At 74.3% G+C, this 14,951-nt stretch carries 10 protein-coding genes; 5 read left to right on the forward strand and 5 right to left on the reverse strand.

The features are described 5' to 3' along the window. The first annotated feature begins 37 nt into the window (after nucleotides 1–37). The 4 genes from BS80_RS14645 to BS80_RS14660 all read left to right on the forward strand — a co-directional run bounded on the left by BS80_RS14645 (nucleotide 38) and on the right by BS80_RS14660 (nucleotide 4,261). Entirely contained in the window at nucleotides 38–922 is an 885-nt protein-coding gene (locus BS80_RS14645; RefSeq protein WP_035801197.1) for a glutamate ABC transporter substrate-binding protein, read from the forward strand. 35 nt (nucleotides 923–957) lie between these two features. Further along, the gene (locus BS80_RS14650; protein WP_035797674.1) at nucleotides 958–1,608 is read left to right on the forward strand and encodes an amino acid ABC transporter permease; all 651 of its coding nucleotides are present in this window, start codon (nucleotides 958–960) and stop codon (nucleotides 1,606–1,608) included. Continuing rightward, a complete protein-coding gene (locus BS80_RS14655; RefSeq protein WP_035797675.1) occupies nucleotides 1,605–2,438 on the forward strand; it encodes an amino acid ABC transporter permease in 834 nt (277 codons plus the stop codon). The genes BS80_RS14650 and BS80_RS14655 overlap by 4 nt, the downstream gene beginning before the upstream one ends. 128 nt (nucleotides 2,439–2,566) lie before the next feature. Continuing rightward, entirely contained in the window at nucleotides 2,567–4,261 is a 1,695-nt protein-coding gene (locus BS80_RS14660; RefSeq protein WP_035797676.1) for an FAD-dependent monooxygenase, read from the forward strand. Between the two features lie 44 nt (nucleotides 4,262–4,305). Here the strand turns inward: BS80_RS14660 and rny are convergent, their stop codons facing one another. The 5 genes from rny to BS80_RS14685 form a co-directional block, all read right to left on the reverse strand. Then, complete coding sequence (gene rny, locus BS80_RS14665; RefSeq protein WP_157536284.1) at nucleotides 4,306–5,739, reverse strand: ribonuclease Y; 1,434 nt, start codon at nucleotides 5,737–5,739, stop codon at nucleotides 4,306–4,308. Between the two features lie 264 nt (nucleotides 5,740–6,003). Beyond that, a complete protein-coding gene (gene recX / locus BS80_RS39390; protein WP_408607425.1) occupies nucleotides 6,004–6,708 on the reverse strand; it encodes a recombination regulator RecX in 705 nt (234 codons plus the stop codon). Nucleotides 6,709–6,972: 264 nt separating this feature from the next. After that, entirely contained in the window at nucleotides 6,973–8,088 is a 1,116-nt protein-coding gene (recA, locus tag BS80_RS14675; RefSeq protein WP_035797681.1) for a recombinase RecA, read from the reverse strand. Between the two features lie 189 nt (nucleotides 8,089–8,277). Continuing rightward, nucleotides 8,278–8,472 (reverse strand): DUF3046 domain-containing protein, encoded by a 195-nt coding sequence (locus tag BS80_RS14680; protein WP_035797683.1) that lies wholly within the window; start codon nucleotides 8,470–8,472, stop codon nucleotides 8,278–8,280. A gap of 61 nt (nucleotides 8,473–8,533) precedes the next feature. Continuing rightward, a complete protein-coding gene (locus BS80_RS14685) occupies nucleotides 8,534–10,057 on the reverse strand; it encodes a S8 family peptidase (RefSeq protein WP_051966632.1) in 1,524 nt (507 codons plus the stop codon). 152 nt (nucleotides 10,058–10,209) lie between these two features. Between BS80_RS14685 and BS80_RS14690 the strand changes: the two genes are divergently transcribed. Next, nucleotides 10,210–14,847 carry an ATP-dependent helicase gene (locus BS80_RS14690; protein WP_035797685.1) on the forward strand — a complete coding sequence of 1,546 codons (4,638 nt, stop codon included), beginning with the start codon at nucleotides 10,210–10,212 and terminating at the stop codon, nucleotides 14,845–14,847. Nucleotides 14,848–14,951: the final 104 nt, after the last annotated feature.

The following is a 14,951-nucleotide window of genomic DNA, read 5'->3' on the forward strand; positions in this document are numbered from 1 at the left end:
CTCCCGGCTTAGGAGTCGCTTCACCATGCCCGTCCGCATGCCCGTCCGCCGTACCGCCGCGGCCGCCCTCGCCGTGCTCGCCCTGACCGCCACCGCCGCCTGCGGCAAGAGCGGCTCGCCCACCGCCGGCGCGCCGAGCACCGGCTACACCGTGAGGACCGACGTGAAGCTGGACGGCTCGGCGACCTTCGCCGCCGCCAAGGCGCGCGGCAAGCTGGTGATCGGCGCCAAGGCCGACCAGCCGGGCCTCGGCTTCGAGGACATCACCGCCAACACCCGCAACGGCTTCGACATCGAGATCGCCAGGATGGTCGCCGCCGACCTCGGCTTCCCGGAGAGCCAGATCGAGTGGCGGACCATCGACTCGGCCAACCGCGAGACGGCACTGGCCGGCGGCCAGATCGACTACTACGTCGGCACCTACAGCATCAACGACAAGCGCAAGACCCAGGTCTCCTTCGCCGGCCCGTACTACCTCGCCGGCCAGGACCTGCTGGTGCGCAAGGACAACACCGACATCACCGGGCCCGAGTCGACCAAGGGCCGCAGGGTCTGCACGGTGACCGGCTCGACCTCGGTGGACGCCATCAGGACCTACGGCGCCGAGGTGACCACCTTCGGCTCCTACTCGCAGTGCGTGGACAAGCTGATCACCAAGGACGTCGACGCGGTCACCACGGACGACGCGATCCTGAAGGGCTACGCCGCGCAGAACCCCGGCGAACTCAGGGTGGTCGGCAAGCCCTTCACCACCGAGAAGTACGGCGTCGGCCTGAACAAGGACGACAAGGTGCTGCGCGCCGCGGTGGACGACGCGCTCAAGGCGCACGAGGACAGCGGCGACTGGAAGGCCGCCTACGACCGCACGCTCGGCACCGCGGGCTCGGCCGCCCCGCAGCCGCCCGCCCTCGAACGCTACTGAGACCGACCCGCTGAGCTACCGAAAGGCCTCCAGCCATGGGCATCCTGTTCGAGGACGGGAACTTCGGACTGTTTCGCGACGGCTTCCTGCGGACCGTCGAGCTGAGCGCGGCCAGCGCCGTGCTGGCCCTGCTCCTCGGCGTCCTGCTGGCCGCCTTCCGGGTCTCCCCGGTGCCGGTGCTGCGCACCTTCGCCACCGTCTGGATCGAGATCTTCCGCAACACCCCGCTGACCCTGCTCTTCTTCGCGGTGACCTTCGGCCTGCCCCGGGTGGACGTCCACCTGTCGGCCTTCGTCTGCGCGGTGCTGGCGCTGGGCTGCTACACCGCGAGCTTCGTCTGCGAGGTGCTGCGCTCGGGGATCAACACCGTCCCGCTGGGCCAGGCCGAGGCCGCCCGCAGCCTGGGGATGACGTTCGGCCAGACGCTGGTCCAGGTCGTCCTGCCGCAGGCCGGCCGGGCCGTGCTCGGTCCGATGAGCAGCGTCTTCATCGCGCTGCCGAGGAACTCCGCCATCGCCGGCGCCTTCAACGTCGCCGAGCTGTACAGCGTGCAGCAGACATTGTCCGAACGGGGTTACGCCATCTTCGCCGTCTTCTTCTGGATCGCCCTCGCCTACCTGTGCGTCAGCGCGACGGTCGCCCTGGGCTTCCGTCGGCTCGAACACCGCCCGGCGGTGGCCCGATGACCGCCCGGGCGAGTGTGCTGTACGACGTCCCGGGCCCGCGCGCCCGGGCCCGCTACCGGGCCTTCGGCGTGCTCGGCGCGCTCGGCATCGCCGCGCTGCTCTGGTACGCCGTCGCCCAGCTGGCCGAGCACGGCCAGTTCAGCGCCCAGATGTGGGCGCCCTTCGAGTACACCGCCGTCCAGCAGCGGATCCTGGACGGCGTGCGGGACACCCTGACGGCCTTCGGCCTCGCCGCGGTGCTCTCGCTGGTGCTCGGCGTGCTGCTGGCGGCCGGGCGGCTCTCCGACCACCGCCCGGTGCGCTGGGCGGCCTCCGGGGTGGTCGAGTTCTTCCGGGCGATGCCCCTGCTGATCATGATCTTCGCGCTCTACCAGGCGGTCTTCAGCGCCCGGCCGCTGTGGGCCCTGGTGCTGGGCCTGGGCCTGTACAACGGCGCGGTGCAGGCCGAGATCATCCGCGGCGGCGTCAACGCGGTGCCGCGCGGCCAGAGCGAGGCGGGCTACGCGCTGGGACTGCGCAAGAGTCAGCTGATGGCCACCGTCCTGGTGCCACAGGCCGTCCGGGCGATGCTTCCGGCGATGATCGGCCAGCTGGTCGTCACCCTCAAGGACACCTCGTTGGGTTTCGTGATCACCTACACCGAGCTGCTCTACGTGGGGAAGCTGATCGCCGGCAACACCAGCACGCCGCAGGGCTACCCCTACATCCCCGTGGTGCTGGTGATCGCGCCGATCTACATCGCGCTCTGCCTGGCGTTGACGGCGCTGGCCCGGTGGATCGAGTCGCGTGGGCGCCGCGGCACGAACCGGCGCACACCTGCCCCTGCTTGACGGACACCCAGGTGATCTGTTGCATTGCTCTTCGTGACACCACCCGGGACCGCCCTCGCTCCGCCTGACACGGGAACGCCCTCGGCCTGCCCCGGGTTCCACCGTGACGCCGACCGGCAAGGCCGCTCATGGACCCGGTGATCGTGGTCGGGGCCGGGCCGGTGGGCCTGGCGCTGGCGCTGGCGCTGGCCCGGCACGAGGTACCGAGCATCGTCCTGGACCAGGGCAACGGCGTCTGCCCCGAGGGCCCGCGCAGCGCCGTGCTCGGTTCGGAGAGCACCGCGTTCCTGACCCGGCTCGGCTACCTGCGGGCGGCCTCGGACGCCGCGCGCTGGGAACAGCTCACCGTCTGGCGCCGCCGACAGGAGGTGCTGCGGGTCGATCTGACGGATCATCCGGTGCTGCACCTGCCGCAGCACCGCCTGCAACGCGGGCTTCGCGACGCCGTCACCGCCACCCCGCTGATCCAACTGGTCCCGCACTCCCGAGTGGAGGAGATCACCCAGGACGCGGACGGCGTGAGCGTCCGCAGCCGGCACCCGCAGGACGGCTCGGACACCTGGTGGCGGGCCAGTCACCTGATCGGCTGCGACGGCGCCCGCTCCACGGTGCGCAAGCTGCTGAAGATCCGCTTCCCCGGCCGGCCCGCGGTGGACCGGCACGCCATCGCCACCGTCCGGGTCGACCTGCCGTTCGCCGGCGAGGCCCGGCTGCACCGCGAGCCGCCCTGGCGCGGCGACCGCGAGGCCTCCGCCCGCCCGCTGCCGGACGGCCTGTGGCGGCTGGACTGGCGGCTGCCCCCCGGCCGGCCCGCACCCACCGAACCGGTGGACCCGCATGCCACCTGGCCCGGCATCGTCACCGGAGACACCCTGCTCACAAGGGTGAAATCCACCTTGACCGGCTGGTGCGGCGAACTCCCCCGCTACGACCTGCTCGCGGCCGCCGACCACACCGCCCAGCAGCGGCTGGCCGCCCGGTTCCGCAGCGGCCGCTGCTTCCTGGCCGGGGACGCCGCGCATCTGCACGGGGCGCTCGGCATGCAGAACCTCGCGGACGGCCTGCGGGACGCCGACAACCTCGCCTGGCGGCTCGCCGTCGCCTGGCACCTCCACGCGGGCGGTCCGCAGCCCGGCGGCTCGCTGCTGGACGGCTACGAGGCCGAGCGGCGCGGCGCGGTCGGGGCCCGGCTGCGGGCGGTGGACCAGGCGATGCCGCTGTTGCGCCCGCTGCGCGGCTGGCAGCAGACCCGCCGCTCGCTGCTCACCGGCTCGTTCCGCAAGCACGCACCGCTGCTGGCGGACGGCCTGCTCGGCACCGGCCGGTTCGGCGGCGCACCCGCCTACCCGGCCGCGCCCTCCGGGGTGCCGACGGGCCTGCCGGTCCAGCGCAACACCCCGCGCACCCCGGCCCGGGCGACGACGCTCACCGAGAACCTGCCGGCCACCGCGCCCGGCGTCCTGGTCCCGGACGTCGCCGTGGTCACCACCGAGGGCACCCCCGACCAGCTGTACGCCCGGCTCGGCGCCACCTTCCTGCTGCTGCTGGTCGCGCCCGGGACGGCGGTCTGGTCCTCGGAGCGCTGGATGAGCGCCGGGCTGATGCCGCAGCTGGCCGAGGTGGCGGCCGCGCTGCCGGTGCCGGCGGAGGTGCTGGTCACCGAGGACTACCCCGGCGCCAGCCCGCACACGGTGCTGTTGGTGCGGCCGGACGGGCATCTGGTCGGGATCACCCAGGGCTGCCGGGCGGAGGACCTCAAGGCGCTGGCCGACCGCGCGCGCGGCGGGCCCGCCTCGCTGACCGGAGCGGAGCAGACGGCCTGAGCCACGGGCGTCTGGCCGTCTGCTCAGGCCGGCTCATGCCCGGCTCAGCGGGCGAACTCGGTCGCCCGGCTCTCCCGCACCACCGTGATCCGGATCTGGCCCGGGTAGGTGAGCTCGTCGGCCACCTGCTTGGCGACCTCGCGGGCGATCACCTGCGCCCGCAGGTCGTCGACCAGTTCAGGCTGCACCATCACCCGAACCTCGCGGCCCGCCTGCATCGCGAAGACCTTCGCCACCCCCTCGTGCGCGGCGGCTATCTCCTCCAGCCGCTCCAGCCGCCGGACGTACGCCTCCAGCGACTCCCGCCGGGCCCCGGGCCGACCGCCCGAGCAGGCGTCGGCCGCCTGGGTCAGCACCGCCTCCACCGTGCGCGGCTCCACCTCGCCGTGGTGCGCCTCGATGGCGTGCACCACTTCCGCGGACTCACCGTGCCGGCGGGCGAACTCCGCGCCGATCGCCGCGTGGCTGCCCTCCACCTCGTGCGTCATCGCCTTGCCGATGTCGTGCAGCAGCGCGGCGCGCTTCACCAGCGCCGGGTCCACGCCGAGTTCGGCCGCCATCATGCCGGCGATGTGCGCGGACTCCACCAGGTGCCCGAGCACGTTCTGCCCGTACGAGGTCCGATAGCGCAGCCGTCCCAGGGTGCGGACCAGTTCGGGGTGCATGCCGGTGAGCCGGACCGCCAGCAGGGCGTCCTCCCCGGCCCGTACGCAGAGTCGCTCGATCTCGGCCCGGCTGCGCTCGTGGATCTCCTCGATCCGCTGCGGATGGATCCGGCCGTCGGCCAGCAGCGCGTCCAGGGTCAGCCGGGCCGTCTCGCGGCGCACCGGGTCGAAGCAGGAGAGCTGGACGGACTCCGGGGTGTCGTCGACGATCAGGTTGACGCCGGTGGCCGCCTCGAAGGCACGGATGTTGCGGCCCTCACGCCCGATGATCCGGCCCTTGACGTCGTCATTGGGCAGCTGGATGACGGCGACCACCGACTCCGCGGTCTGCTCGCCTGCCAGCCGCTGGATCGTGTGGGCGATGATGTCGCGGGCCCGCCCCTCGCCCTCCTGCCTGGCCCGGCGTTCGATCTCCCGCACTGTCACGGCGGCCTCGCGCTCGGCCTCCTCCTCGACGGCGCGCAGCAGTTCGTCGCGCGCCTGCTCGGCACTCAGCGCGGCCGTCCGCTCCAGCACCCGGCGACGCTCGGTCTCCACCTCGGCCAGTTCGGCCCGGTCCCGTTCCAACAGACCCGAACGGGCGGCCAGTTCCTCGTCCCGGGCGCGCAGCCGGGCCTGCTCCGCGTCGAGCCGGGCCTCCCGCTCGACCAGCCGCTCCTCGCGGCGTTCCACCTCGGCCCGCAACCGGGCCGAGCCGGCGCGGTACTGACGGACCACCAGCCCGAGCCCGACGGCCAGCAGGGCGGCCAGCAGACAGAGCAGGCCGATCACCAGCACGGGACCCACCGATCCGGCACTCAGTGCGATCCTCATCCGGCCCCACATCCGTTCCCGCGCAGTCCGGCGACATGCCGCCACGGCAGCCGGGGACCGGCCTCGACCGGCGCCGACCGGGTACGGCAACGTCAAGATCGAAATGATCGCTCGCTGCCTGTGAGGCTAGGCGCGGGTTACGAAACGGTCAAGATGTGATCGGATCCTGACCTTTGACCGTTACTGACGGGTCATCATCAAGACTCGCCGGTATACGCACCGTCAGCTTTTCGTACCCATCAGGCTGCTGAGCAGACCGCGCGGTCAGCGGTCGCCGAGCGACCAGTCCTCCAGCTCCTCGGACGACTCGCCCTCCTCGTCCAGGGCCTCGCGCACCGCCCGAAAGGCCAGGCCCTCGGCGTAGCCGCGGCGGGCCAGCATCCCGACCAGGCGCCGCATCCGCACCTGTCGGTCCAGCCCCGCGGTCGCCCGGAGCTTGCGGTCCACCAGAGCCCGGGCGGTGGCCATCTCCTCGTCCGGGTCGAGCTGGGCGACTGCGTCCTCGACGAGCGGGGCAGCCACGCCCCGGGTGCGCAGCTCCTGGGCCAGCGCCCGGCGGGCCAGCCCGCGTCCGGCGTGCCGGGACTCGACCCAGGCGGCAGCGAACGCGGCGTCGTCGATCAGGCCGACGTCCTCGAAGCGGGCGAGGACCTCTTCGGCCACCTCGTCCGGGATCTCCCGCTTGCGCAGGGCGTCGGCCAGCTGCTTGCGGGTCTTGGCGGTGCCGGTGAGCAGCCGCAGGCAGATGTCCCGGGCCCGGGCCGCCGGATCGGCGACGGGCTCGGCCGGACGCTCCCCGCGTGCCGCCCGGCCCCCCGGACCGGCGCTGCCCGCCCTCACCCCCCTGGCCGCGACCGCCTCGACGCCCCCCGCGCCGTCGCCCGCGACCGCCCTCCCCCCAGGCCGCCGCACCCCCACCGGCCTCGCCGTCGTGCGAGCCCTCGTGAGACCCGTCGTGCGGACCATCATCCGAGCCGTCGCCCAGGCCGTCGCCCAGGCCACCGTGCAGGCCACCGTTCGAGCCGGCATCCCGCCGGGCCCCCGCGCCCCCCGACGCCCCCGGCGCCCGAACGCAGCCCGACGACCGGCTCGGCGGCGAGCTCGAAGCTCTCTCCGCCGACGCCGCTGGCGCACCAGTCGCGCGGCCCCCACACGCCCGACTCGTCCGCGCCGCCCTCAGGGGCGCGGTCCTCGCCGCTCCCCGCGCGCCCCGACTCGCTCCTGATCAACGGCTCAGGCCTTGGCCGCCGCCGCTGCCTTCTTCGCGGGCGCGGCCTTGGCCGCGGTGGCGGTGATCGGCTTGGCAGCGCCGTCCGCCTCCGCCTCGGGGGCGGCCTCGACCGGGGCGTTCGGGTCGACGCCGATCCCCAGCTTGGTCTTGATCTTCTTCTCGATCTCCTCGGCCAGCGCCGGGTTGTCGCGCAGGAAGTTGCGGGCGTTCTCCTTGCCCTGGCCGAGCTGGTCGCCCTCGTACGTGTACCAGGCGCCGGCCTTGCGGATGAAGCCGTTCTCGACACCCATGTCGATCAGGCCGCCCTCCCAGCTGATGCCGTGGCCGTAGAGGATGTCGAACTCGGCCTGCTTGAACGGCGCGGCGACCTTGTTCTTGACGACCTTCACGCGCGTCCGGTTGCCGACCGCCTCGGTGCCGTCCTTCAGCGTCTCGATCCGGCGGATGTCCAGGCGCACCGAGGCGTAGAACTTCAGCGCGCGGCCACCGGTGGTGGTCTCCGGCGAGCCGAACATCACGCCGATCTTCTCGCGCAGCTGGTTGATGAAGATCGCCGTGGTGTTCGACTGGTTCAGCGCACCGGCGATCTTCCGCAGCGCCTGGCTCATCAGACGGGCCTGCAGACCCACGTGCGAGTCGCCCATCTCACCCTCGATCTCGGCCCGCGGCACCAGCGCGGCCACCGAGTCGATGATGATCAGGTCGACCGCGCCGGAGCGGATCAGCATGTCGGTGATCTCCAGCGCCTGCTCACCGGTGTCCGGCTGGGAGACCAGCAGGGCATCGGTGTCGACGCCGAGCTTGCGGGCGTACTCCGGGTCGAGCGCGTGCTCCGCGTCGATGAAGGCCACCGTGCCGCCGAGCTTCTGCGCGCTGGCGGCGGCGTGCAGGGTCAGCGTGGTCTTGCCGGAGGACTCGGGGCCGTAGATCTCGACCACCCGGCCGCGGGGCAGGCCGCCGACGCCGAGGGCGACGTCCAGTGCGGTGGATCCGGTCGGGATCACGTCGATCGGGGCGCGCGACTGGTCGCCCAGGCGCATCACCGAGCCCTTGCCGAACTGCCGCTCGATCTGGGCGAGCGCGTTCTCAAGTGCCTTGTCGCGGTCCGTACCTGCCATGGCTTCCACCCTCGGGTTCTGTGCTGTGCGCTTCATCGTCCTCGACGCTAGCGCCTGCCACCGACAATCTGCCCCGGACGGGCTCAGCCTGTGGAAAACTCGCCGAGAATTCAGTATAGGGAACATTAGTTCGATTCATGCGCCGTGGCTGTCCCCGGTTGTCCACAGCCCGCGGGTCCCCCGTTCGGATCAGCGCAGCAGCGCAGGGACACCCATCACCTGGCAGACCACCCGCCAGACGTCCTTGGCCTCCCACCCCGCGTCCAGCGCCTGGTGAACCGTCCGGCCGCCGAGCTCGGCCATCACGTGGTCACGCGCGAACGACTCCGCGTACGCCGTGCCGAAGTGCTCGTCCATCCGTCGCCAGAACTCGGTCAGCCTCATGCGCTCCAGTATCCAGCAGTCCACCGTCACCCCCACGAGTGCCGGACGCGGGCACCGGCCGTCAGCGCGGCAGCGCCACGATCCCGGCGCCGTAGTCGCGCCGGTCCAGGCAGCGGGCCGGCAGCGGGCCGGCCCGGCAGTCCGCCCGGGCCTGGGCCAGCAGCAGCTCCCGCAGCTGGTCCGGACCCCACCCCGGGTGCGCCGCCGCCGCGACCGCGATCGCGCCGGTGACGTGGGCGGCGCTCATCGAGGTGCCGGCCAGCGCCGCGAACCGTCCGCCCGGCCAGTCCGAGACGATCGCCTCGCCCGGCCCGCCGTCCGGGTCTCCGCCCGGGGCCGCCAGGGCGATCCGGCCGTCGCCGACGTTCGAGTAGCCGGCGATGGCGCCGTTGCGGTCCACCGCACTGATCGCCAGCACCCCCGGCAGCTCCCCCGGCAACCGGATGCACTCGGCTCCCAGCCAGCGGTTCTCTGCCGGGCCGGAGAGCCGGTCGTTGGGGCTGCGCTCGTCGGTGCGCAGCCCCGTGAGGTCCTGCCCGTCGTTGCCCGCCGAGGCCACCACCAGTGCGCCGTGCTGTTGGGCGTAGGCCACCGCGCGGCCGACGGCCAGGATCAGCGCGGCCTGGTCCGGCTGCTCGGGGCAGTTGTACTTCCACGGGTCGGCGAAGTAGCTGTCGTTGATCGCGACCGCGCCGTGGTCGGCGGCCCAGAGCAGACCGCAGACGATGTTCTCGGGGTAGTACTGGCCGAGCGGGCCGAGCAGCCGCACGGCCGCGATCCGCACGCCCGGCGCGACCCCGGTGACGCCGCGGCCGTCGCGGGCCGCGCCGATGATGCCCGCGACGTGCGTGCCGTGGCCGCTCTCGGTGACGCCCGGGTCGGGGCGCCAGGCGCCGAACCGGGCGTCCGGGCGTCCGTCCGCGCAGGAGACCGAGTCGGCGGGACTGACGGCCTCGCGCAGGTCCGGGTGGGTGTCGTCGACCCCGGAGTCCAGCACGGCGACGGTGACCTTGCGCAACGCCGCCGGGGTCGGACCGGGGCGGTCGCCCCCGGCGGTGCCGAGCAGCGCGACCGGGGTCCGCTGCCGGGTGGGCGCGCCCAGCATGGCGAGGTTCCAGGCGTCGCGCTCGCCCGGGTCGGGCACGGTCGGGGTGTTGTCCGCCTCCACGCCCTGGACGGCGTCCGACGCCCTGCCGTGGCGGAAGTCCCCGGCGCCGCCGAGCGGCCCCGGCGGCCCCGGCACCGTGGCGGTGCGGCTGGCCCCCACGGCCGCGATCCCCGGCCGCCCGCGTAACCGGCCGGCGAAGGCGTCGTCGTCGGCGTAGGCGAGGACGACGCCGATCTGCGGATACCCCTGGACCACCTGCCCGCCGACCGAGCGGACCTCGTCCTCGGCGGCCGCGGTCCCCTGGGCGTCCAGGCGGTCGGCCAGCACCAGGTAGCTGAGGTAGGACTGCCCGGCACCGGCGACGTACGGCATCGCGCCGCCCAGCAGCAGCACGAGCGCCAGCACCGCCGGCGAGCCGCGCAGCAGGAGCGAGCGGCGTCCGCCGGAGCGACGGGACACCATGCGCACCTCTGCCATGGTGTGCCCTCCACTCATCGGCAATATGAATCATCACCATATGAGCGGATTATGCGAGTTGCCCGTTCTTGTCCGTGCTTGCCCGCCATCCGGAGGCACCGGCACAGCCGCGCCCGACGCGACCTGTCACTGCCACCCGGCACCATGGGGACATGGCGGACCAGCAGCTCCCTCCCGATCCCCTGGCCGGGTTCGCCCCCGCCACCAGGGCGTGGTTCGACGCGGCCTTCGCCGGCCCGACCACCGCCCAGGTCGGCGCCTGGGCCGCCATCCGCCAACAGGCCGACGTCCTGGTGGTCGCCCCCACCGGCTCCGGCAAGACCCTGGCCGCCTTCCTCTCGGCCCTGGACCGGCTCTCCACCGCCCCGCCGCCCGCCGACCCGCGCCGCCGCTGCCGGGTGCTCTACATCTCACCGCTGAAGGCCCTCGCGGTCGACGTCGAGCGCAATCTGCGAGCCCCGCTGGTCGGCCTGCGGCAGGCAGCCGTCCGGCTCGGCCTGCCCGAGCCCGAGATCCAGGTCGGCATCCGCTCCGGCGACACCCCGGCGGCCGACCGGCGGCGCTTCCAGACCCACCCGCCGGACATCCTGATCACCACCCCCGAGTCGCTCTTCCTGCTGCTCACCTCCGCCGCCCGGGAGGCGCTGCGCGGCGTGGACACGGTGATCCTGGACGAGGTGCACGCCGTCGCCGGCACCAAGCGCGGCGCCCATCTGGCGCTCAGCCTGGAGCGGCTGGACGAGCTGCTGGAGCGCCCGGCCCGGCGGATCGGCCTCTCCGCCACCGTCCGCCCGGTCGAGGAGGTGGCCCGCTACCTGAGCCCCCGCCGGGGGGCGACCGTGGTGCAACCCCCGTCCACCAAGCGCTTCGACCTGTCCGTGGTCGTGCCGGTCGCCGACCTCGCCGAGCTCACGCCCTCCCCCGCGACCGACGACCCGGCGCAGAAGGCCTCGATCTGGCCGCATGTCGAGGAGCGGATCGTCGACCTGGTCCAGGCACACCGCTCGACCATCGTCTTCGCCAACTCCCGCCGTCTCGCCGAGCGGCTGTGCAACCGGCTGAACGAGATCGCCCAGGAGCGCGCCACCGGGGTGCCGCTGCCCGAAGCGCACGCCCCGGCCCAGCTGATGGCCGAGTCGGGCGTCGCCAAGGGCGCGCCGGCCGTGCTGGCCCGGGCCCACCACGGCTCGGTCTCCAAGGAGCAGCGCGCGCTCGTCGAGGAGGAGCTGAAGGCCGGCCGGCTGCCCGCCGTGGTGGCCACCTCCAGCCTGGAGCTGGGCATCGACATGGGCGCGGTCGACCTGGTGATCCAGGTCGAGTCGCCGCCCTCGGTCGCCTCCGGCCTGCAACGCGTCGGCCGGGCCGGCCACCAGGTCGGCGCGGTCTCCACCGGCGTGGTCTTCCCCAAGTTCCGCGCCGACCTGGTGCAGTCGGCGGTGGTCACCGAGCGGATGCGATCCGGGCGGATCGAGGCGCTACGGATCCCGCGCAACCCGCTGGACGTACTGGCCCAGCAGCTGGTGGCGATCACCGCGCTGGACACCTGGGACGTCGACGAGCTGCTCGCCCTGGTCCGCCGGGCCGCGCCGTTCGCCGCGCTGCCGCAGTCCGCCTTCGACTCGGTACTCGACATGCTGGCCGGCCGCTACCCCTCGGACGCCTTCGCCGAGCTCCGCCCCCGCCTGGTCTGGGACCGTGTCGCCCGCACCGTCACCGGCCGCCCCGGCGCCCAGCGGCTGGCCGTCACCTCCGGCGGCACCATCCCCGACCGCGGCCTGTTCGGCGTCTTCATCGTCGGCTCGGACTCCGGGCAGAAGGGCGGCGGCGGGCGACGGGTGGGGGAACTCGACGAGGAGATGGTCTACGAGTCCCGGGTCGGCGACGTCTTCACCCTGGGGACCAGCTCCTGGCGGATCCAGGAGATCACCCACGACAAGGTCATGGTCACCCCCGCCCCGGGCGTGCCCGGCCGGCTGCCCTTCTGGAAGGGCGACTCGCTCGGCCGTCCGCTGGAACTCGGCCGGGCGCTGGGCGCCTTCGTCCGCGAGCTGGGCGCGCTGCCCGAACCTGCCGCCCGCGAGCGCCTGTTCGCCGCCGGTCTGGACGAGTGGGCGGCCGGCAACCTGCTCGCCTACCTCACCGAACAGCGCCAGGCCACCGGCCATCTGCCCGACGACCGGACGATCGTGGTCGAGCGCTTCCGCGACGAGCTGGGCGACTGGCGGATCGTCATCCACTCCCCCTTCGGCGCCCAGGTGCACGCCCCCTGGGCGCTGGCCCTGGGCGCCCGGCTGCGCGAGCGGCACGGGCTGGACCCGCAGGTCATGCACGGCGACGACGGCATCGTGCTCCGGCTGCCGGACGCGGACCTGCTCGACTTCCCCGCCGGTGACGCCCCGGTCCCCGACGAGGCACCGGTCGGGGCCGACACCGCGCTCTTCGACCCGGCCGAGATCGAACAGCTGGTGACCGACCAGGTCGGCGGCTCCGCCCTGTTCGCCTCGCGGTTCCGCGAGTGCGCCGGCCGGGCCCTGCTGCTGCCGCGCCGCAGCCCCGGCCGCCGGACCCCGCTCTGGCAGCAGCGCCAGCGGGCCTCCCAGCTGCTGGAGGTGGCCAGCGAGTTCGGCTCCTTCCCGATCGTGCTGGAGGCCGTCCGAGAGTGCTTGCAGGACGTCTTCGACGTCCCCGGGCTGGTCGAGCTGATGCGCGACCTCGAATCGCGCGCCGTGCGCCTGGTCGAGGTCACCACCCCCGAGCCCTCCCCGTTCGCCCGTTCCCTGCTCTTCGGTTACGTCGCCCAGTTCCTCTACGAGGGCGACTCCCCGCTCGCCGAGCGCCGCGCCGCCGCCCTCGCGCTGGATTCCCGGCTGCTCGCCGAGCTGCTCGGCCAGGCCGAGTTGCGCGAGCTGATCGACCCGGCGGTGCTGGCCGAGTTGGAGGCCGAGCTGCAGCGGCTCACCCCCGAGCGGCGGATCAAGGACGCCGAGGGCGTCGCCGACGCCCTGCGCCTGCTCGGCCCGCTCGGCCCCGAGGAGCTGGCGGTCCGCGGCGCCGAGCCCGGCTGGAGCACCGAGCTGCAGGCCGCCCGCCGGGTGGTGCTGGTCAGGATCGCCGGGCAGGACCGCTGGGCCGCGATCGAGGACGCCGGCCGGCTCGCCGACGCGCTGGGCACCCCGCTGCCGGTCGGCGTCCCCGAGGCCTTCACCGAGCCGGTGAAGGACCCGCTGGGTGATCTGCTGGCCCGGCACGCCCGCACCCACGGCCCGTTCACCGCTCAGCAGGCCGCCGCCCGGTTCGGGCTCGGCAGCGCCGTGGTCGCCGGTGTCCTGCACCGCCTGGTCGCCGCCGGGCGGCTCGTCCAGGGCGAGTTCCGGCCGGTCGAGGCGGGCGGCAGCGGCGAGCCGGAGTGGTGCGACGCCGATGTGCTGCGCCGGCTGCGCCGCCGCTCGCTGGCCGCGCTGCGCCAGGAGGTGGAGGCCGTCCCGCCCCGCGCGCTGGCCGCCTTCCTCCCGCAGTGGCAGCACCTGGACGGCCACCGGCTGCGCGGCCCGGACGGCCTGCTGCGGGTGGTCGAGCAGCTCCAGGGCGCCGCGCTGCCCGCCTCCGCGCTGGAGAAGCTGGTGCTGCCCGCCCGGCTGACGGACTACCGGCCGGGACTGCTGGACGAGCTGATGGCCGCCGGCGAGGTCGGCTGGTCCGGGGCCGGCGCGCTGCCCGGCAAGGACGGCTGGGTCAGCCTGCACCTGGCCGACGCCGCGCACCTGGTGCGCCCCGAGCCCGTCCCGCTCACCCTCACCCCGCTGCACCAGGCCCTGCTGGACGCCCTGGCGGGCGGCTACGGTCTCTTCTTCCGCCAGCTGATGGAGCGGCTCACGCCGAGCCCCGAGCCGGAGGTGGCCGCCGCGCTCTGGGACCTCACCTGGTCGGGGTACGTCAGCAATGACACGCTCGCTCCGCTGCGCGCCCTGCTCGGCTCCGGCCGGACGGCCGGCTCCACCGCGCACCGCGCGCCCCGGGCCGTCCCGCGCGGCCGGTACGGCGGCCTCGCGCGCGCCGCCACCACCCGCGCGGGCGACCCGACCGTGGTCGGCCGCTGGTCGCTGCTGGCCGCGCCCGCCGCGGACCCGACGCTGCGCGCCACCGCCCAGGCGCAGCTGCTGCTGGACCGGCACGGCGTGCTCACCCGCGGCGCGGTCCAGGCCGAGCGGATCCCGGGCGGCTTCGCGGCCGTCTACCGGGTGCTCTCGGCCCTGGAGGAGCGCGGCCGGGCCCGCCGGGGCTACCTGGTGGAGGGGCTGGGCGGCGCGCAGTTCGCGATGGACGGCGCGGTGGACCGGCTGCGCTCGGTGCACGCCCGGCTGGAGCGGGCCGTCCCCTCCGAGTGGCCGCAGGCGCAGCACGAAGGGGCCGGGGAGCACACGGCTCAGCTGCTGGCCGCAGCCGACCCGGCCAACGCGTACGGCGGCGCGCTGCCCTGGCCCGAGCCGCCGGGGGACCAGGCCACCGCGCACCGGCCCGGCCGCAAGGCGGGCGCCCTGGTGGTGCTGGTGGACGGCGCGCTGGTGTTCTACCTGGAGCGCGGCGGGAAGTCACTGCTGGCCTGGGCCGAGGAGCCGGAGGTGCTGGCGGCCGCCGCGCGAGCGCTCGTGGACGCGGTCGGGCAGGGCGCGCTGAGCAGCGTGACGGTCGAGCGGGCGAACGGGGAGGCGGCGCTCACCTCACCCCTGGGCGCCGTCCTGGAGGGGGCCGGCTTCCACCCGACCACGCGCGGCCTGCGACTGCGCGCCTAGGCGCCGCCGGGGGCCGGTCAGCCGACGGTCGCAGTGCACCGGCAGCACGCCGAGCCCCCACCCGCCGAGGGTGAGCAGCCCGAGCACGGCTCCGGTGCCACCGG

It is taken from the genome of Kitasatospora mediocidica KCTC 9733, from assembly GCF_000744225.1.
In the GTDB taxonomy this organism is placed as follows: Bacteria; Actinomycetota; Actinomycetes; order Streptomycetales; family Streptomycetaceae; genus Kitasatospora; species Kitasatospora mediocidica.